The 20,864-nt window shown below is 40.0% G+C and carries 11 protein-coding genes; 2 read left to right on the top strand and 9 right to left on the bottom strand.

From position 1 onward, the window contains the following. Positions 1-54: 54 nt before the first annotated feature. Positions 55-417 (bottom strand): hypothetical protein, encoded by a 363-nt coding sequence (locus ACYQ2C_RS03460; protein WP_460103399.1) that lies wholly within the window; start codon positions 415-417, stop codon positions 55-57. 99 nt (positions 418-516) lie between these two features. Then, positions 517-1,551, bottom strand: a complete 1,035-nt coding sequence (locus ACYQ2C_RS03455) for a transposase (RefSeq protein ID WP_460103443.1) — start codon at positions 1,549-1,551, stop codon at positions 517-519. A gap of 250 nt (positions 1,552-1,801) precedes the next feature. On the opposite strand from ACYQ2C_RS03455, the gene ACYQ2C_RS03450 reads away from it, so the two are divergent. Further along, positions 1,802-1,906 carry a SymE family type I addiction module toxin gene (locus tag ACYQ2C_RS03450; RefSeq protein WP_460052195.1) on the top strand — a complete coding sequence of 35 codons (105 nt, stop codon included), beginning with the start codon at positions 1,802-1,804 and terminating at the stop codon, positions 1,904-1,906. 61 nt (positions 1,907-1,967) lie between these two features. Here ACYQ2C_RS03450 and ACYQ2C_RS03445 read toward each other — a convergent pair whose 3' ends face one another. After that, the gene (locus ACYQ2C_RS03445) at positions 1,968-2,288 is read right to left on the bottom strand and encodes a hypothetical protein (protein ID WP_460103403.1); all 321 of its coding nucleotides are present in this window, start codon (positions 2,286-2,288) and stop codon (positions 1,968-1,970) included. After that, positions 2,288-9,586, bottom strand: a complete 7,299-nt coding sequence (locus ACYQ2C_RS03440; RefSeq protein ID WP_460103405.1) for an RHS repeat domain-containing protein — start codon at positions 9,584-9,586, stop codon at positions 2,288-2,290. The genes ACYQ2C_RS03445 and ACYQ2C_RS03440 overlap by 1 nt, the downstream gene beginning before the upstream one ends. A 303-nt stretch (positions 9,587-9,889) precedes the next feature. Between ACYQ2C_RS03440 and ACYQ2C_RS03435 the strand changes: the two genes are divergently transcribed. Further along, positions 9,890-10,462: a GspH/FimT family pseudopilin gene (locus tag ACYQ2C_RS03435; RefSeq protein ID WP_460052192.1), complete on the top strand. Its 573-nt coding sequence runs from the start codon at positions 9,890-9,892 to the stop codon at positions 10,460-10,462. A 695-nt stretch (positions 10,463-11,157) separates the two neighbouring features. On the opposite strand, the gene ACYQ2C_RS03430 is transcribed toward ACYQ2C_RS03435, so the two are convergent. The 5 genes from ACYQ2C_RS03430 to ACYQ2C_RS03410 form a co-directional block, all read right to left on the bottom strand. Continuing rightward, the gene (locus tag ACYQ2C_RS03430) at positions 11,158-14,784 is read right to left on the bottom strand and encodes a pilus assembly protein (protein ID WP_460103409.1); all 3,627 of its coding nucleotides are present in this window, start codon (positions 14,782-14,784) and stop codon (positions 11,158-11,160) included. Positions 14,785-14,915: 131 nt separating this feature from the next. Then, on the bottom strand, positions 14,916-15,446 hold the full coding sequence (locus ACYQ2C_RS03425) for a pilus assembly PilX family protein (RefSeq protein ID WP_460103412.1): 531 nt from the start codon (positions 15,444-15,446) through the stop codon (positions 14,916-14,918). A 9-nt stretch (positions 15,447-15,455) separates the two neighbouring features. After that, positions 15,456-16,454 (bottom strand): PilW family protein, encoded by a 999-nt coding sequence (locus tag ACYQ2C_RS03420; RefSeq protein WP_460052188.1) that lies wholly within the window; start codon positions 16,452-16,454, stop codon positions 15,456-15,458. Continuing rightward, positions 16,451-16,909, bottom strand: coding sequence for a type IV pilus modification PilV family protein (locus ACYQ2C_RS03415; protein ID WP_460052187.1), 459 nt, complete (start codon positions 16,907-16,909; stop codon positions 16,451-16,453). Before ACYQ2C_RS03415 ends, ACYQ2C_RS03420 begins: the two co-directional genes overlap by 4 nt. A 429-nt stretch (positions 16,910-17,338) precedes the next feature. Beyond that, positions 17,339-20,857: a pilus assembly protein gene (locus ACYQ2C_RS03410; protein WP_460103416.1), complete on the bottom strand. Its 3,519-nt coding sequence runs from the start codon at positions 20,855-20,857 to the stop codon at positions 17,339-17,341. Positions 20,858-20,864 lie beyond the last annotated feature (7 nt).

Below are 20,864 nucleotides of genomic sequence, written 5' to 3'. Positions count from 1 at the left end.
CCTCTATTTTTCAACACTAAATCAGATCGAGGTTAATACTATCGAATAGAACTTTTATGGCCCAGTTTGATAAGTTTCACCGGTAATTTTTGAAACATCACTTTCATCAGTTACATATATCTTAACTTGGAGGCCAGTAGTGACAATAAGTAAAAAACTAGCAATGTTTTGGACTGTAAATTTTATAAGACCTTCGTCTTCTGAAACACCGTAGCTAATTCCTCTGCTAGACAGATACTCTTCTACCTGCTCAATAGAGGTTCCAACAGGCAAATCTTCACGAATCTGAGACACAAAGGTTTCATAGTTACGAAGATTAACCTTAGAAGGTTTAATTCGCTTCTCAGTGATGGCATTAGCCTGTTGCATAAAAACAACACTCACAAACATTAAAAGAAGGACAATATTTCTTTTCATTCCAAACCAGTTCCATGTGAGAGTTGTGTTTTAGAAGAGCAATAAAGGACAAATCCAGATTATAATAATCCTTAAAAAATTAAAAGCGCACACGGCAACCTAAGATATTAACCCAATACCTTTATACCAACGTTTGCTATCTTTTGCGGATTTGATCTTTAAGGTTTCTTTTGAACCTGCATTTGAAGCATACAAAGAGGAGAAATTTTTAACGTGTGTAATCCACTGTTCTGGATTAAACCCAAGAGTGTGGATAGTTTTTTCGGACGCACCGGAAATAAAACCACGCTTGTCTTCACGAATACATCGCCCGGTGGTTTCGACCAGCTCTAAGTAATCTGCAAATGTTATTGGAATAGCATCAGTAAGATCAGTGTGCACACTGCCATGAAGTGGTTTTAGGTGAGATTTTGGTAAGGAATCTAATTGAAGTAATTTTTCCGTTTTTTGTTGTTTTTTAACTTTTGATTGAATTCGTTTTTGATTACTTTTTGTTAATTTGAGATCGACTTTTTTCTCATGGTTATTTAGATTTTGTTCCGGTTTTGAATTTTTCTCAGTTGCACTTTTAGTGTATACAAAATCAAAAATACGCTGCTGAATAGAAGTAAAATCACTATCGATTAGATCATCGGCGATGCCTGCACGGACTGGATTTAAATCAACATAGGCCATGCAAGTTAATAGAGCTTGCTCGTCAAGCAAGGCCTGCGATTTAAAGCGCCCTTCCCAAAATCTACCTTTGCAATTGTCTTCTTCGTTTGCCATTCGAGCAATAGTTTCATTTACGCCCCGCATAAACCAACTGATCGAGGTTAAACGCTCACGCCATTGCTCGATAATTTCTTCGGCTTTTTTCAGTTCTGCCTTAGACATCTCTGCACGAAAGGCAATCCACTTTTGAATTAATTTATCACCTTTGTACAACTGCAACCAACGCTCGACCACCTCATCCAAACTCCAGTTTTCGGCACGACTTTTATCCACATGCAAAATTACGTGGTAATGATTGCTCATCACCGCGTAAGAACAAATATCAATGGCATAAACATAGGATAAAAAACGAAGACGGGAGACCAACCACTGTTTGCGGTGATCAAAATTCTCGCCGGTTTCGTGATCATCGCCACACAAAAAAGCACGGCGCACACAGCGAACCATGCAATGGTAAAACGGCGTGTCGTCGATGGAGACTTGTTCGGAACGAGGTTTAGTCATAGTTTGGGATTATGGCTAAGATTGGAAGGAAAGTCAATTTTATGGATGTCCTTTTATTTAGTATTTAGTGGTAAAACGGAGTGTCGTCGATGGAGACTTGTTCGGAACGAGGTTTAGTCATAGTTTGGGATTATGGCTAAGATTGGAGGGAAAGTCAATTTTATGGATGTCCTTTTATTTATTATTATTAATCAAAGCCGGATTTGAGATTGATTCGCCGGTGAAGGTCAGAGTGATGGACGGATGTTTGGTACTGACTAGCGAACCTTAACTGTAAAAACTAAAAAGGCACTCAATAATTTTTAACGAGTGCCTTTCCTACTTATTGAGTGTTATTGATTAAAAAGTGTTGGAGCCAAAAAGAGCAAGGCAACAACCGGATATTGCAGAAGCAGATAAAATCTCGCCGTATCTAGCTGAGCTTTAACTCCTTCTTCTATGTCACTTTTTGCATATGATTTAGTCAAAAGGCATATAAAAAACTTAACATCTTTGAGCAACATATAATTCGTGAGTCTACTTTCCAGAACTGTAAGCCCAATAAGTTTTTGCTGGTCAACACTGATACTTGATATACGCGAGAGACTCCTCAAGTATTGAGTTAATAAAAACCCCTGAATACCAAGCAAACAAATAAATATCACGCCAAACACTAGAAATCCCCTTTGGTACCTGTTTGAAAATTAAATCCAGCAGCAGTCCCTATAGATGTACCAAAACTCCAATCCTGATAGTTAGTTTCAATACTTATGCAACCAACAGCACAAAATTCGACAGACTGAAAAAAGCCGTTTATATCGCCTGTAGAATAAACATCACCGCCAATACTACCCACAGGATTCAACATCACTCCTTTGTTAAAGGTAATTTCATACCCCTTATCACCATTCAATTTTGTAGTTCCTTGAACTGTAGCCCCCGCACCATATGCACCTTCAAATCCAGCCTTAATAGTTAGGTTTTCTTTAGCACTCGTTGCTAAAGCATCCACTACTTCACCTACTGGCTGAGAAACTTCCTCATTCCACCACTTAGGAAACTCTTTTCTAATAATCTTAAATGGATTCAGGCTTCGCCCCTTTTGTGCAGAAGGATGGGCCGCCTGATTAAATACAAACTGGTAAACCGCTGTAGTTGCACCGTTTGTGAATTTGCCGCCCGTTGCTTCGCTCGTTACTCCGCCGGCTACTACTGCAAATACAAACTGCTCCTCCAGAGTAAAGCCAGCATTTTCAGCATAATGCCCCGCGGCAAAACTAATGCCGGCCGAAACAAATCCGTGACCAAATTTCCCACCCTGCAACTCAGAGATTACCCCACCTGTAAATTGATGCGCTAACCCATGATAAAAACCACCTCTACGCGTATAAACACTGGATCCTTTTGCTCCGTCAAAGTAATCCCCTATGCTATCAAAAGCTTTCGCAGAAGCATACGACTGGACCCCTGCTTTTAAAGAGTCTTTAAATGATCCACCGGCTGCAAACGTATTTCCAAATGTTGAAACAGCACAACCTAAAGCATTACCTAGGGTACAAGCGGCTATCTGTAAGACCTGCCTGAACTCTGGAATAGCATTGGCAATAGCCTCTCCTAATATTCCATTAGTAAGAGCGCCAACCAGTTTATCTAGGAAAAAACCCGTTGGGTCGGTAGCATTCAAAGGGTTGTTATGAACATAAGAATAGCGATTGTATCCTTGGGTGCTATCGACACCATCAACATTCGGATCTGCCTGTAAAAAACGACTCAACCGCGCATCATAAATTCGACCGTTCATATGAATGACACCAACTTGGTCTACAGACTCGTGCCCTGTAAATCCTTTAGTGGTGTATTGATTATTAATATCTGCAAACGATATGAGTGAAATATTGTCGAGACGAACGCCATCAGCCGTTGCACGCCTTGCACCCCAGGCATCAAAGCTCTGTTCTTGAACAATTTGTCCGTTTACATCAGCAATAACATCGGTAGATCCAAGATGGTCGGTAAGAATATTGCGTGTTACCGCACGAGCAAACTGATAATTACCGTTAGCATCAAGATTATAATCCTGTGTAACTAGAACCGATCCATTGATATAACGACGAATTTCGCGACTATTATCCGGTTTGGTTAGTATTTCAATAGCGCCAATATATAGCGTTGTTGTAATCTCACCATCATTATTATCAACACGCTTATAACGGCTACGATCCGCACCATACTCAAATTCTGTCGTGTGATCACCTTTGGTAATTCGAGTTGGTTTATCGAAACTTGAATACACAAATTGGCGGTCTACTGTACCGTTTACACGGTGAGAGAGCATATTGCCATTGTTATCGTAATCAAAAGCTTCGGTTGTTCCACCATTATTAATTTCGCAAACCGCATGTGGTCCAGCACCATTTAGACAGGCACCACCGTATTTATAATTACCTACACCGGTTTTTGACGTAGTATTACCAAATAAATCATAGACATAATTTTGGCGTGTTCTCCCAGAAACTTCTGACCAACTGAGTCTGTTCAACTTATCGTAACCAAAACTTTCTACAAGGTTTTTATTACCGCTTTTTTCTGTTCGAGATATTAGATTAGAAAGAGCATCCCAGTCATACGATAAATCTTGTGTTCCAAAAACACCTAATACACTCGATTTAACGTTGGTTAAAAAACCAGTTTCGGCTGCGTATGAGCGATTTGTTACAACAGCTCCTTGTTTGTACTGATTGACATTGCCTCGCGCATCCATTTGAGTTGCTAGATAATATATTTCGTTAACATTTTGTACGTTGCTAATCTTATATAAATATCCATTTTTGTATTCATACTGCATACTATTTTGAGTTTTTGCCGCATCTGCACTCTGGTAATTGCGCCCATATACATCGAACACAGTACGCTCAAAGAATTCTTCATCGTCTATCTTTGTCTTTACCTCGTTCACACGACCAAGACTGTCATACAAATAGTCTTTTCTATAAGTTACTTCTCCAGAGGTATCAAATAACACCTCATAATCCATTTTTGATCTGCTATTACCTGAATTATTATTGTTATAGATCCATTGGGTAACCCCATCTGGATCTGTCCGCTTAATGTTGCGGCCTAAGAAATCGTATTCAAGGCTTACAATGTCCCCATTAGCATTTACTTGGCTAGTTAACTCTTTATAACCATTATAATGGTAAAACCAAGTACCTTTATCGGGATCATTTGTCTGTAATTTATTACCATAGTTGTCGTATTTATTTTCAATTACATAAGAAGTAGATCCGGAAGAGGTACTTGTTGATTGAAGATCACCAACAGCGTTGTATTGATATGATATGTTTGTACCTTCGTTATCAATGACTTTAATTAGTTCGCCCAGTACATTGGTATATTCTATTCTTTTTTGATTTAAAACATTTGTGTCGATTTTAGAAAAACCAACGTATTCTATATAGCTATTTCTTGGGTTGTTCGCATAATCTGGTTGATCCATACGAACAACATTGCCAAGCACATCGTAATAATAGTCGGTCCAAAATATTTCACTGTTAGCTTTATATGGTTCTGACTGACGAGACATTCTCCCCAAAATATCATACTCGGAGAGGCTATAACTCCAAGTTCCATCTAAGAGTTTTTTTGCGGTTTTTATACTGTTACCAACTTTATCTATACACTCAAACGATTCTGCCTCATCCACAGAAAATACATTAATTCTATAAACAGCACCGATAGGACAGCCTTCTGGTGCAGATCTATATGTAACGGAGAAAGAACCTGTAGGGCTATAAATTAAATAATTCTCTCCGAATTCTGTATATTTACTCTGACTCAAATTCCCAAGAATATCTTTCATCTTTGTGGGTTGTCCATGAACATCCCACGCAATGTATTCATCAGTCACCTGTCCATAATGATTGGACATTTTGTTCATATAACGACCGTTAACAGAATAGGAATATGCAGAGACTCTCGCATTTTCACCCGTTGATTCAGTGGTATTTTTTATTTTATTACCATATATATCGTATTCATATTTTGTGGTTAACGTGTATTGATCACCTGTCTTAGTTTCTTCGACACAAAGCAATCCATACATATTTTCTGGCCCATTGCAGCCAAAGCCATAATATGAAAAGTTAGATGTTCTCGTAATTTTAGGAATATTGGAACCCGATCTAGAATGCTCAACTGTTGTTGATCTTAGACGCCCTAATTCTCTAGATGTATTGGTTAAACCATAATCATTACGAGTATAAATTGAATAAGTATTACCATCTCCGATTGTTGTTATTGTTATTTCGGTAGGATTTCCATAGTCATCAAAGACGCTAAGAGTATCTACTTTCTTTACAATCTCCGAAGACACAGATAAACCGTCTTTGAAGTTACTGGAAACTTTGTATGAAATATCTTCCACTTTTTCAATAAAAGGTTGATAGCGAATACCATCTAATCGCACACTTTTCTTTGTATTCCATAAGTTGCTAGAACTACTTAAACGTTGCGTATTATAAAAACTTTCCGTTTTTATCGGGCTGCCTGTATAGGGGTAATCCTGCCTATAAGTAGTGGTTGTTTCTATTCCGGTTTGGTGATCCAGCGTGGAGAGCTTCTTATATCCTAAAAATCCACGTCCAGCAGCTTGTAATTTACTCTGCTCATAAAAATATGACACTGTTGCAAGAGAATCTGGATTATTAGCCGTTGGAGCGCTACTGGAAACATATGTAACAACAAAGTTAGGACTCTGATTTTCCAACACCGGAGCCATATCGAAAGCTTCTGACTGAATGTTAGGTAAACCAGCAAAAGGGTTATTCAACGCTGCGTAAAAATTTGCCGGGTTCAAAGTGGTTTTTACGCGAGTGAAGCAATTATCTAAAGCACCGTAAGAATTATCGACTACAACACATACTTGTTGGTTAGTGGTGGAATTTACAGCGCCAATATTTAACCCCATATAGTGGCCGGAAGAATGTGATAATTCATAATTCACATATGTTTTAGCGCCGAGCCCATCCGTAAATTTTTTGATAACGTGATTTGTAGGACCAACATTTTTATTCTTATATATTTTTAAAGCTTGCTCACTTTGGTCAAAGTGGATCAAATCGCTACCACCAGCTCCATCAAGATTTAAAAAGAAATAGCGATCATCATCATCATTTGCAGTAATAAAGTCAGCCGATGAGGTTGAAACAGATTTTTGATAGGGAATAGTTGAGCTTTCAGTATATGTATATTTTTCGTTTGTTAAATTTCTAGAATATCGAGGAATATCATCGGTCGCAGCTGAAAAACGTTGCTCTGACGGAGACCAATACTTAACTTTTAATTTTGATGCACCGAAATCGTTATAAATAAAATCTAAATAACCTTCATTATTAAAATCGGAAAATTGCGCTAAACTATCAACATTACTTTCTTTACCGCCAATTAGAAACATCTCGGACTCATATCCGACGCCTGTTCCCAATTTCGCTGACCAAACATAATAATCCGAGTCTGTTTTGTTAAACGAAGCAATATCACTAACTCCGTCAGAGTTTATATCTGTTGCTAAAACTCTTACCTTGTCATCATTATCATTGTAGGCATGTTTATCCAATAAACGACCAATATAAGACAGAGAATTAGAATCGTCAGAAAAGGTATATGCAACATAATTTTTAAGTTTAAAACCACGGTCCGCACATCTAACGCCCGACGGTAAATAAGGTGATTTTGTAGTTGTTGAGTTTGCTGAGAGTGTTCCCGACGATATAGAGGTTAAAGAATTAGTCACTTTCAACGGATGGGTGCCGCCACCACCAGGAGGGTTGTAATCTACTGCCTCATCAAAATATCGCTCAATAGAAAAAACAAGATCAATTCGACCATCAGCATTATAATCACCAACTGCACCTGGATACAGTTTGACAGTACTAAATCCTTGAAGGTATTGTAATTCATTACAGTGAGTATTTACTTCTGAAATTGTTGGACCACCAGTTATAGAAATAGGATATGTAGTTGGTGAGGAGGCAAATTTGTAGTACTGACTCGAAGTAATAGAAGCGCCCGACTTGATTAAAGGGTATACATAAAGATTACCTTCGTCGTAGTATAACGCATCGGCCAATCCATCAGAGTTGACATCTGCGAATACGGTATCCTCGTCGGCAAAAGGGAAAGAGATATTCGACTTCTCCACCAACTTCCAATTGCCAGAGATGTATTCGGACAAAAATAATGTCCAACGCGATAGAGATTCAGCGTAGATCATAACATCCGACCTGCCGTCTGAGTTGTAGTCTAAAACTTCAAATTTTACCTTGGAAGAACCAACGTTATCAGAATAATACTTTTCTTCGGGAGCGCGAACGAGGGATTCGCCATCAGAAATAGCATAAGTAAAATATTGGCTACTAAATCCACCAGAGGCGCGAATATAAGCTAAATCAAGGTCTCCATCACCATTAATGTCCAATGGTTTATAATCGAGAAATTTAGTGGTAGGTAAGTTGTATAAATTTTCTGACGAATAACTAAGTCCAGTTATCGGATATTGCCATTCGAAATTTGTGGCACTTCGACAAGTTAATTTTTCATCATCTGTACATTCTTCAATTTTAACAACGCGAGAGTAATCAATATTAACGTGATCGTAGGTTAATATATACTTACGAATTAGTGTAGAATTCGTATTTACATTAATTTCTGTCAATCTGTCAGATATTTCGGTCTTAAATCCCGCTGTATAACCAGTAATTTTATCATAAGGACGTTTTTCGTAAGAAAACTCCAAAAATGAATGATTTAAATTTGAGGAACCGTATTCTATTTTGGATATTTTCTGACTAAGTCCAGTATTTTCGTATTCAAAATCTATTTTATTTCCAACACTATCACTGAATTTACTTATAGACCAACTTAACGTTTCTCCCGAAATATTGTTAAATAAGGAACTTAAATTATTTCCAAATTCTGTTGAAGAACCATCCTTAGATTTCATAACGAAATAGGCAGGATGACCTAATTCTCCTCCTATAGAAATTATGGTCGCGAAACTATCAATTTCTGTTTTATAAGTTGCACCAACCTCACCATATTTCGATCCAGACTGCAATAGAAGCCTCTGTCCATTTAAGCAAAATCTGTCGTTCTGACTCCACGTGATAGGCGCCGAATGACCATCAACAGCCATAGATTGCCTACATCTACTTATAGATGACAACCCCCCCAGACTCCACCCCAAGCCTAATAAACCGTTACCACTCTGCGAGGAATAATTTAAAGAAATTTGAGGTGAAACGCCAGCTGTCCCCGGAGGAGTATATATAGAAATTGCGTAGTTCGCGGCACCGCTTTCGCTAACGCGAAACTCGGCGGCTATCGGTGCAAAAGAATCAGACTTATTTAAAACATCACTACTAACCAGTCCTTCCGCAAGTCCGATTGTTCCTGGTGTTGGTGGTGTACTTAAAACGTCATATTTATCTATATCTGCCACTAAAATGGGGGCAGAGGTATTTGGGCTACCTAGAAGCGCGATGTTGGTAATAATGTTTTGACTTTCACCAACGACCAAATCTAAAGAACCGTCTTCGTTGTAATCATATACAACTGCATTTGGCACTAAAGTGAAATTAGTAAGATCGATATCCTCCACCACAAAAGGATCGTAATAGAAGCCGTCGCCGCCTTGCAGAACGTAGTTGTCTGCAAGCTGAATACTTAAAGGAACAAGCACTTCACCATGAATGGGGATGAATGAGTCTTTCGCTGATAAATAAATATCGTCTATGCCGTCACCATTTTGGTCACCAACATATACATCATATTCAAAGTTCTCAAAATCAATAGCTGTGGCGTTAAATGCCAGTGTGCTTAGGGATGCAAAAGCAGCCAACTTAAACGCGCGATAGAGTCCAGAAAAATTCATCAAAACATTCCAAGGTGAAATTTTATGTATTTCGTAGCTCAAATTAGAGAACTTAACACTTTTGTATTAAGCGCTTATTAGAAGTTCTTTGAGTCACATATTTACAAATATATATTCTGTGAAGAATACAATAATCTGTAAATTGATCTCAAGACAAGAAAGCGTAAAGACAGTTATTTTTAAAACTTTCTGATTTAATAAAGATTATGATCAAATTTTTATTTGCTTAAATAAACTTAAGTACTACATTTTTCACGTAATTGAATTATTGCAAACACGTTGACGACGCTTTATTTTTGAACACCTAAATTTAATTACTCTCTAAATTCACTAAAGACGATAACCATGGTTAAAAAAATACCGTACGGGTTTTCTATTATTGAGTTATTGATAACTCTATCGATAGCGTCGATTCTGGTAGCCTTTTCTATTCCAGCTCTAAATACGATTTATCAGAAAAACAAATCCGCAACGGAAATAAATCGATATTTAAGTTTAATTACATTTGCTCGCCAAACAGCTGTAGCTAACGGTAAGTATGTTAGCGTATGCGCTTTAGATGAATTTGATATTTGCGGGCAGGATTGGTCGAATGGTGTTGTTATTTTTTCTGATGACAACGTGAATGGTGCTTTAGATAATAACGAAGATGTTTATAGAATATTTGAAAGAGATTCAAATACAGGATTCTTCACGTTAAATGCGAGCTTAAATTCCAACTACATTAATTTTGATCCTTTAGGCACCAGTTTTCGTAAAAACATTAGCGGTAATTTAGTTTATTGCAGCAAAGTGAATTCTACAGAAAATTCCCGTGCTTTAATATTTTCAAGATCTGGCAGAGTTTACTTAGCACAAGACAACAATAATAACGGCATACCAGAAAACGGTAGTGGTGAAGACATTAGTTGTGGATAACTATTATAAAATCAAAAAAATATTTCTCTACACTTAATTATGACGACTGTGTCGAATACTTTACGAAATAACTATTTTTATACGTTCACCTCAAAGTACTTATCAAGCCGGTTATTTAAATTACCGACCATCACTACCCTTCATCATCCAAAACTACTCAAAGATAAAGATATCTATAGGAACCTCTGATTAACTCATCCATGATTTAATCAGAGGACAGAAATTGAAAATGCGATTTCCAATTTCTTCACAATTTCAATCACTTACCGCTCTTGAAATTGGCGACACATCCTTGTGTCGCGAGAAACTATGGTTAATCAGAGTTTCCTATACAAATAGTATTTAAAACTCCTCACAAACAAGTTGTTAAAAAACAACTAGCCATGCACCGCCCTAAAACAATCGCATTCAGATCCGCCAATAAATCCACAACAGAAAGATTGAATTCTTAATAATTATCAGCATCACGACTATCAAAAGATAGAAGCTGTTTTTAAACTTATAGCCTTAAAAAAACAGAGAAAATTTTCACAATATAGAGTCATTAATAAATTAAGTTTCAAAAAACTTAAAAATAATTTTTCGAATCATCCGGTCCAAAAAGATTACACAGAGCTTAATTCTAGTTTTTATTAAATATGTCTCCTACAAAAAAAACGAGTTAAAACTCGGCTTTTTTATTACCACACTTCAGATTAATTCCTAAATATTTCCGTCCATGCTCTGCGCCCTAATCCACCGGAGGTTTCTGGACATATTGATCGAAACTCAAGATTACCATCGGATGTTGTATAGGCTTGTAAGTAACCGTTGGTACCGCAGGGTTCAACGCCAGTTGGTGATCCGATAAAAGTAGATCCGTTGGGAGCTCCAAAAATGGCTTGACTAACGAAACCCTGGTCTTGATTATCAACTTGGCCGTCGTTATCAAAATCAAATATCGGTGTTCGTGTTGCTAAACCATCTAGGCCAATGGCATTTAAAAATCCAGTGCCACCGCCAGAGCAAGCTGAGAGCGAAGGGCTAACGCTTGCGAAAAAAACCGAACCTGCCAATAGTGTAGGCTCTACAACAATACGTTCGTTATTATTGGGTAGGTTGATATACCAGCCAAACTCATCAGCTTCTGTTCCCTCGTTAAACCAAGCAATAGGATCACCGAAGGGTGATGCTGTATCGAGCTGGCGAAATGATGCTCCAGTTAATAGTCGTCTTTCGTGTAAATCATCTCTATCTAAATCGCCTTGGCCTCTATCCCACACCGCATAAAATGCTTGCTCTGTAGTATCGGCAAAATCATTGGACTCAATTAATTGCCCGGTACCAAATAGCACTAATAAATTTGGTTCATTGCCGATGACTGGCGTCTCCGAATTAAACGCAATTAAGGGTGCAGTGGTAATTTGCTGGAATTGCGCACCATCATTAACCGCGGTGTAAAGCGGTGTTGCATTACCCTCTCTGCCAAATGCGCTTCGCCATAAACCACTGTTATTAGCACTTACATCAAACGCCCAGAGGTTTCCTTTTAAATCACCGGCATAAATTCTATCAACAATTTGATCGCCATTTAAATCAACCAGAGTTGGAGCAGAAAGTCCGTTGTCGGGATCATTATTGGTATTTAATTCTATCCAATCGCCGGATTGCCATCTGCCATCGGCACCCGCTTCTATAAAGATAATGAACAGTTTGGCCAAACCGCTTTCGGAGTTGTAACCATTGCCAGTAATTACAGCAAATTGGCCATTGTTCATCATGGCAATTTGTGGATTTCCAAAAATATGCCCCATATCAGAATCACCGGATAAGCCATCTGCTCCATCAAATTCCCACAATACCGATTGTTGAGCAGAATTTTCACTTATCGATTCCGGATTGGTAACGTCTAAAGCGAATAGACCTTTTCCACCGGTACGTAGGGCGCCGACCAAAATCGTACGCCATTCGCGTGCAAAATTATCACCGTTGGGATTAATAAATACATCCGACGCAACCATGGCGCCATCGACGTAAAACTTGTGACGATAATTTTTACGGGTCAAATAGAACAACCCTTCTTGCTCGGATGTGCCATCAAAAACCATAGAGGGAATATAAGCGAATAATTCTTCACCGGTCTCGCCACTGAACGCATGCATCATGCCGTCGTTAGCACCGACATACAAAACCGGAGCCCTGTTTTCATGAGATTGTACAAAGTTTGAATAACTTCCATTTAAAGTTGAATCTCCGAAGGGAACCAATGCATTTTCTGAGAAATCGGGATAATTCAGGTTCGGCGCACCCACCTGTATGGGTGAAGAATTAACAATATCGCCCAATAAACCAAATTGTCCAGATACACGAGTGCGAAATTCAGGAGACTCTTCGCCGCGAATATAATTGATAACATCTAAAGGATTATTGTCGTTTGAAATTACGCCTCGTAAATCGGCATTTTGCTCTTCGTTGAATAATCCCTGTTGAAATGAGTTTGAGTTAAAAGCGATGCCATCGCGGCCAGAACTTCCTTCCAATGCCGAGAAATCAGACATTGTTAAAATTTGACGGCTGTCTATGCCCGAATTTAATACACGCCTTGTGAGTAAATCTGAAGCACTCCAGACGGGATTATTGTTGAATATTTCGTTGATATTTTCTGCGGTAATATCGGCTGAAAATGCTTGTAAATCACCTACCCAAAAGTTATTCGATACTTGATACGATGCCTGATATAAAAAAGTGCCACTGGTTAATCGAGCTGAATTAAAAGCAACACTAGAAAATGTACCCGACGCTGCAAAGATTTCGCCGAAGACTTCGTTGAACGCGACAACAAGCTCATCGGCATCTAATGCAGGAAAAATTCGACCACCGCCTTCAACGGAATTAAAAGCGGCTTCCGCTAATTCTCTGTTAGCCGTCAATGTAGGCGAGAATCCCGCAACAAAATAGGTACTTACATTATTTTTGATTGGGTTATTCGCTGGGTCAGATAAATCTGGCCGAAGATCGATATCAAATAAAGCCAGCGCAACGTCGTCTAAGACGCCCCTATTACGTAAATAGCTTACTCCATTATCGGGGGTTCCTAAGTCGATGACGTTAAAATCGCCGGTAAATAAATTAATAACATCACTGTAACCTCGGTAATTAGAACCAACTGTGGTACCGCCAACAATATGCGAATTTAAGACACTGAGCTCGTTAGGCTCACCGTCGGTTAGTGCGACAATAAAATTCTGCTGGCAAAACTCTTCTATTACTGGATTTTCGGCGGTGGGAACAATTGCACCATCGGAATACTCTGGCAATGTTGAAAATAAATCTGTAGCCAGAAGACTTTGTTCCAGGGCGGTATTTGGGTGAATAATAATATTTTGATCTTCAAAACCGGTCATATAATACCGACCGATATCGAGTAGACTTTCGGCAATGGGAGTGTTGCCACTGGTTTGTATATTATCGATTGAATTTAATATCGCTTGTCGATGACTTGCCCCACCATTATTAGTATTCAAAGTTTGTATACCCTGAACAATAACCGCTCCGGTTGCCTCCGCGCGCGTATTTACTTGCGTTTGAAATACAGATAACCCCAACTTTACATCAGATATCGTCTCTACAAGTACCTCAGCTGCCTGTTCTGCAATATCTATACGTCTACCTACACCAAATTTTGACTCGCGATTTGCAAATATCGCCGGTCCGGATTGATCGATATTAGAAAAGAAAAAATTCCAAAAATTACCCGATTGAGTGGTTGCCCGACCTTCAAGCGAATATACGGTTCGATATAAAGGAATGTTTTCATCGTTAAAATTAAGACGTATTCCTTCACCTTCTGGATTAATGCGTAAGGCGTCTGTTACAACATCTGGAAAACAGCGCGATTCAAAGCCTTGAGGGCCTAGTCCTTCCGTTGTACCCCATTCATATTGAAATCCGTTGTAGGTAAAACTCACTCTACCCATTGAATCGATGGCTATTCGAACGGTTTGATTGGACGGAGTTGGAAATCTATCTAAGGTGCGAACCTGTTGGAGCGGTAATTGTAGTGACTCTGGGCAATTTGCATAATCTATATTTGCGTCATAATTGCCCACTTCAAACATCGCCATAGATGCAGAATTATCAATTAACAGCATTACGTTAGGTTCAGGAACTAATGGTGTTAATAGCGGTTGATCTGGAAATTCTAATGCTAAAGCAAAGTCAGAAAAACCCATTAAATACATCAACACAACATTAATAACGTTTTTTGGGAAAAAGAATTTTCTTATTTTTAATGTTTTCTGAACACCCTTTAGCGTTCGAAAGTTTATAGCGGCTAATTGCATACGCTTTCTCCATGAAAAACGTAATAATGATAAATTTGAGACAGGAAGCTCTGATTAATATTGAGTTTCCAGCGACACAAGGATGTCTCGCCAACTTCAAGAAATGTAAGTGTGTAGATCGAACTTTTATCTTACGAAGAAAAGCCAGCACTAAAATAGGAAGATAATATTTTTTCAGATCCGCCATTATTAGATTTGGATCTCACTACAATACGATAGATTGCGGAAGAAGTTCCTGTTTCTGGGGCGCCGTATAGATTACTAAGAACGGGCGTTTCGGCTGATCCGTCATTTAATTCAACACCAACATACTCTACAAAATATTTAACGGTTAATTCTGAATAATTTAGTTCAATCTCAGCAGTAGAATTGCTCTCCCAGATACTTCCATCAAAATAATTATCTGGTGAATTACCTGTCAGATAAAAACCGTTATTGTTGGTGAATCTCGACAAATCTCGCAACGTTGTTAACTCTCGCTCCACTTGCGACAAACCAGCTTCTGCTGCTTGAAAAACCACGGCAGACTCTCGAAATGCAGCGGTCATTTTTTCTTGTAAGACAACATCTCTATTTAGACCTAAAACAATTAAGCTAAGCACAAGTAACACAATCAAACTAATTACCAATACCGAACCGCTTTGATTTTTTGGCGCACACATCTTATTCATTTAATTCCCTTGATTAATTAGTCGATAATTAGGTGTTGTTCGATTGCGTATCATGGTAAGTGTGGTGAAAGTTCTTTCTGTGAGAACATCAGAAGATTCAGCTTGTAAGGCTAAGCTATATTCGATACCAATAACGTAAGGGATTTGATCCGGTGTTAGCGATGCCGTGCTGACTAGTTGCTCGGCAACTCCATCTAAATTTGCATCTACCGCGAATTGAAATTGCAAATTTCTAACATTGGTAATTAATTCAAAATTTCTGTCACCTTCTCGTCGAAATAAAGACGTGTTTCCGTTCGCGCCAGTACTGATAAAATAGGTGTATACGTATGGTTCTAGAAGAGTTGCATTATCCGAATACACAGTATTTAGTTGATTCGATGTATTAGACAGGCCAAACGCCGGTGCCGTTGTGTGGCCAATAACCCCGGTCCCACCTCCAGACTTAACAAAAATGTTTCCGCTCTGGCAATTTGTCACGAGCAGAACACTACCATCAGGAATGTCGCAGCTGTTTTTAAGTTGTAATGGTGCAACTCTATCGGTGTTTGTCACCAATTCGCCGGTGCCAGAACAGACCGGCCGAGCACCTACAAGCGTTAACACGTCGGAACCCGCGATGAGTTCGTTTGATCCTAAAGACTCACCACTATTTGCAATAAATGAATTAATGGCACCCAACTGGAAATATTCGTGAATACTTGGATCAAATCCACCAGTACGACTGATGATATTGGTGATGTTAGTTTTATTCGCTAAACATCCGGCGTAATCAACTGCTCTGATATCGCGCGCTAAAAATTCTAACCCTATGCGGGCGTTTTCTTGAATTCTTAGCAATGCATTTTGTCCTTGGGCACCTTGATTGCTGGCCGTAAATATTTGAATAATACCAAGCAGCAACAGACTCCCAATTAATAAAGCAACCAACAATTCGACTAAGCTAAAACCGCTATTAAAATATTTTTTTTGTTGAACATTATTGTTTTGGTTTTTCATAATTGCACAACCATCGTAAATTCTTGTTGCCGAACATCTACGTCAGAATTATTTTGTTCATTCCAAAGAATTAAAACGCGGTAATTATTGGCCGATGCATCAAACTCCACAGCAGCTGATCCATTTGGTAATCCGCCATTAATTGTTGGAGCAGTTATTTTATTTTGCCAGGCAGCAATCTTTTCTTGAATAAGTTCGTTCACATCACAATTGTTGTCACAACCGCTGCTTTCTGGATCGAATAATTGTGAGTTTATTTGTGTGCTGGCCGCTCTCAGTTGATCTGCCATTTCCGTTGCGTAAATCGTGGCGAGACTTCTATAACCACTACCATAAATATTTTTTGCGCTAATTAATTGCGTACCCAACAATCCCAAAAAACCAATGGCAACAATAGTCACCGTCACCAACATTTCAATTAATGTAACTCCGGAATTTTTACGAAGGTTATTCAACCGATTGCTCTCCTTACGAATCAGAACTTATGTTTATAAAATCAGAAGTCACCAAAGACGCTGGTAAGAGTTATCCGCAACCGCCTATCAACTTTTAGGTGAGTTAATTTCTAATGAAGTAATTTTTATTGAAAATAATTTGCGTGAAGAATAGGTTTTAAAAATTTACAAAATTTATAACTAAATAATTAATATTTTGTGTGATTAATTACTTACCCAAAATCTAAACTAATTTAGCGGCTGGGAATATTAGGGATGTTAAATACAGCGACACGCAGAGGATGAGCGGTCAATTTCGCAACACAGAAGGAGACAAGGTTGTTTAAATTTTATAAGCAATATATTCAGGCATAAAAAAACCCGGCTAGAGCCGGGTTTTTCACGTTATGAAGATCTTAATTTTAAAGTCTTACAGATTTAAACCAAAGTCTATTGAGACAAAAGTTCCTGCCATGACAAGCGTCCGGTGGTACTTCCATCTTCTGGACAGACCCAGCGATATTGAATTTCACCGCTTGAAGTTGAGTACGCTTGGTATTGTCCATTTTGGGCAGGACATGGATCTTCTGTGTCTCCACCACCAATGTAGGCCGCACCCGAAGGTAAGCCATCCAATACTGTTTCACCAACATAACCTAGATCTTCGATATCAACACGGCCATCACCGTTTACATCGAATAAAGGCGTTTCGGATGCAAGACCATTAGTAGAAACACTGTTCAGGAATCCTTGACCACCGTTAGAGCATGCCGATGTCGTTGGTATAGAACTCGCGAAGAATAAACTACCTTGCAAGATCGATGGCTCAACAATGACACGCTCGCCGGGCTCTGGGAAATCCATAAACCAACCCCATTCGCCTTCAGATCCATTAAACCACCGAATCTGATCACCAGACACTTGGCGAGTAATAACTTCTTCGCCATCGGCATTGGTAATCGTTGTTGTCGTTAGAATACGAGGCTCCAAATCACCACGATCAAGGGAGCCATCACCTCTATCCCATACGGCATAGAATGACATTTGAGTTAGATCGGTATAGTCACCTTGTTCAATAAATTTACCGGTTCCGAAGAAGACCAACACGTTTGCGCCATTACCGGTGGTAACCGTGTCTGGATTACGGGTAATAATAGGTTGCGTTGTAATTGCTTGCACTTGGTTAGAGTCATTGCGCGCGGTGAACAATGGTTGCGGCTCGCCGTTGCTGCGCGTGTATGCAGACCCCCAATTATTTGGGTTATCGCTGCTTACATCAAACACCCACATGTTGCCGCGAATGTCACCCGAGTAAATACGATCGACAATGAAGTCGCCATCTAGATCGGCTAATACAGGAGCTCCCATACCGTTGTCATTAGCAACTCCGGTCTCAAGCTCAACCCATTCACCGGTAGACCAAGTACCGTCGGCACCTTCCTCGAAGAATATAATAAATAACCGAGCTTCTTCGTTATCGCTGTTATAACCGTTACCAACAATTGCCGCCCACTTGCCGTTGGCCATCAACGCAACTCGAATTTCGCCGTATACGTATCCCATATTCGGTGAATCGTCGCCGTCAAATTCCCAAAGAACGACATCAGCTGCGTTGTTCGGATTACTCAAAGTACTTGGATCAGTAACATCCAGCGCGTAAATACCTCTGCCGCCTGCTCTCAACGCACCAACGACAACGGTTCTCCAGCGGTCACTAGAGCCACCATTTGGGTCAATAAAGATGTCTGACGCGGTAAGAGGGCCATCAACGTAAAAACGGTGGTCGTAACGTTCATTAGTTAGGAAGAAAAGCCCTTCGTCATCTCTGCTTGAGTCGAAAAGTTGGCTTGGAATGTATGCAAATACTTCCTGACCACCATCTTCAGGACTGCCTCGGAAGGCATGCATCATTCCATCGTTAGAACCCACATAGACTATCGATTCACGCCCTGCATTAGCAGCACGAAATTGTGAGTAAGGGCGGCTCGCCGTACCAAAAGCAGTGCTCACAGTGCCGTTGCCAACCGTTACACCTGGATCAGGATAATTTAGTTCTGGCTCTCCCACTTCAATTGGCGATGAGTTAACAATATCACCCAACAAACCTAAACGACCATCTGAGGTTGTTCGATCGCGAAATAAAGGGTTAGATTCGCCACGTAGGTAGTTCAAAACATCGCGGCCCTGAGCAGGAGTGCCACCGCCGCGTAAATCATTCTGCTGGGTCGCAGTTAACTGACCCCAATTTGACGTTACGAAAGATATACCGTCGTTGTTGTTACCCATGGTATAAATTGAGCGATCTTCGTGTCCGTTTGCGGCTACTCGCGCATCAAGAATTCGTGAAGCATTCCAAGCGGCATCCAATGAAAACAAGCCGGTGTTTTCGTCAATCGGAAACGCTACCAACTCACCGTTCCATAAAAATTCGGTGCGTGAGAAGGTGGCTTGGTAAAGCGCAGTATCTAATTCTAGTGATCCCGAGTTGAATGTAACCGACGTTAGAGAACCCGCACTTGAGAAGATTTCTTCGAAAATTCGGTCGAATGCGTCTACCAACGCGTCACCGTCTGAGGCTTCGTACAAGGTGCCTGGGCCTACGTTTTCATCTACACCAAAACCAATGCCATTATTTACAACATTGGTAAGAACGGTTGAAACACCAACACCATCGAAACCGGCAATTACATAGGTAGACACGTTGTTGCGCACGGGATCGCCGTCGAACTCGTTCAAATCAGGGCGTAAATCGATATCGTATAAAGCCAATGCAATATCATCAAATACGTCGTTGCCAAATCTGGAATCAAAGCCGTCTTCGTCGTAGTTTTCAAGCAATGGATTGTGACGACTGTCTGACTGGGGAGCACCATCGGTAAGCATTACCGTAAAGTTTCGCTGACAGAAAGCTTGAATAACCGGGCGCTCGGCGGTAGGCCTGCGGGTGCCGTTTAAATACAAAGGCTCGTTGTTAAAGACTCTTCCTGCTGTTTCAACGCTCTCTGTACCAGTAGGAGTGCCACTGACGTCGTTTGGATGCAAGATTAAGGGCTGGTCGAGGAAACCTTCAACAAAGTATCGACCCATTTCAGAAAGTGTTTCACCGAGAGGCGTAGATCCTTCTGCAACAATATCGTTGATTCGATCGATGAGCAGTTCACGTTGCGTAATTCCAACGCCGTTTTGCGTACCCACAACAGCATCAATGGAATCAATTTCGGCGAGAATTGTGCCACCAACGCCGTTGTCAAAACCACCTAGTCCAATACGAACACCATCCAAACTTCTTAACAGCAATTTTGCGGCGTCTTGAGCAACCTCGATACGTTCACCAACACCAAACTTCTGATCTTCTTCACCCCAGTTATCACCGTCGGTACCATCCTCGTTTGAGAAGTAATAGTTCCAGAAGTTACCAAAGGTAAAAATAGAGTTGCCGCCCGATGCTCCTTCGATTTCAAAATCGTCAGAATACTGAACAAAGTAGCGTCCACCCGATAAGAAACAGCGCTGTGGCAAGCCCGTTCTAACATCGCGCTCATTGGAGGTACCCCACGCGTAATCAACGCCAAGATGGGTAAAAAATGCATTACCGTCTGCATCGGTACGCGCAACAATGCGATTAACTTCCTTAACAGCATCATCCAGATTATCTAATCGATCTCCTAGATCGGGAATAGCAATTGCTCTCGGACAATCTCTTGTTCCCTGCCCGTTATTATTATTGGGAGTGTTTGAGTAGGTTCTCCCTGAATCGAAATCTGCGGAGTTAAAGCCGTTGGTCATAGAACCAGAATCGTCGAGCGTTAACATGACGTTAGGCTCAATACTCGCCTCGGTTAACAGAGGGCGATCTGGTAGATTAACGGCAAAGGCACTGTGACAGGTTGCCAAAGTAAGCGCCGACGTAAACGCAACATGTGAAAACGTTCTAGCCCGCAAAAAAACTTTATGATTTGAGAAACCCATAACTCTC

Source organism: Sessilibacter sp. MAH3, assembly GCF_054658275.1.
Note: the sequence above shows the minus strand (reverse complement) of the source record. Positions and strands in the feature narration are given on the sequence as shown.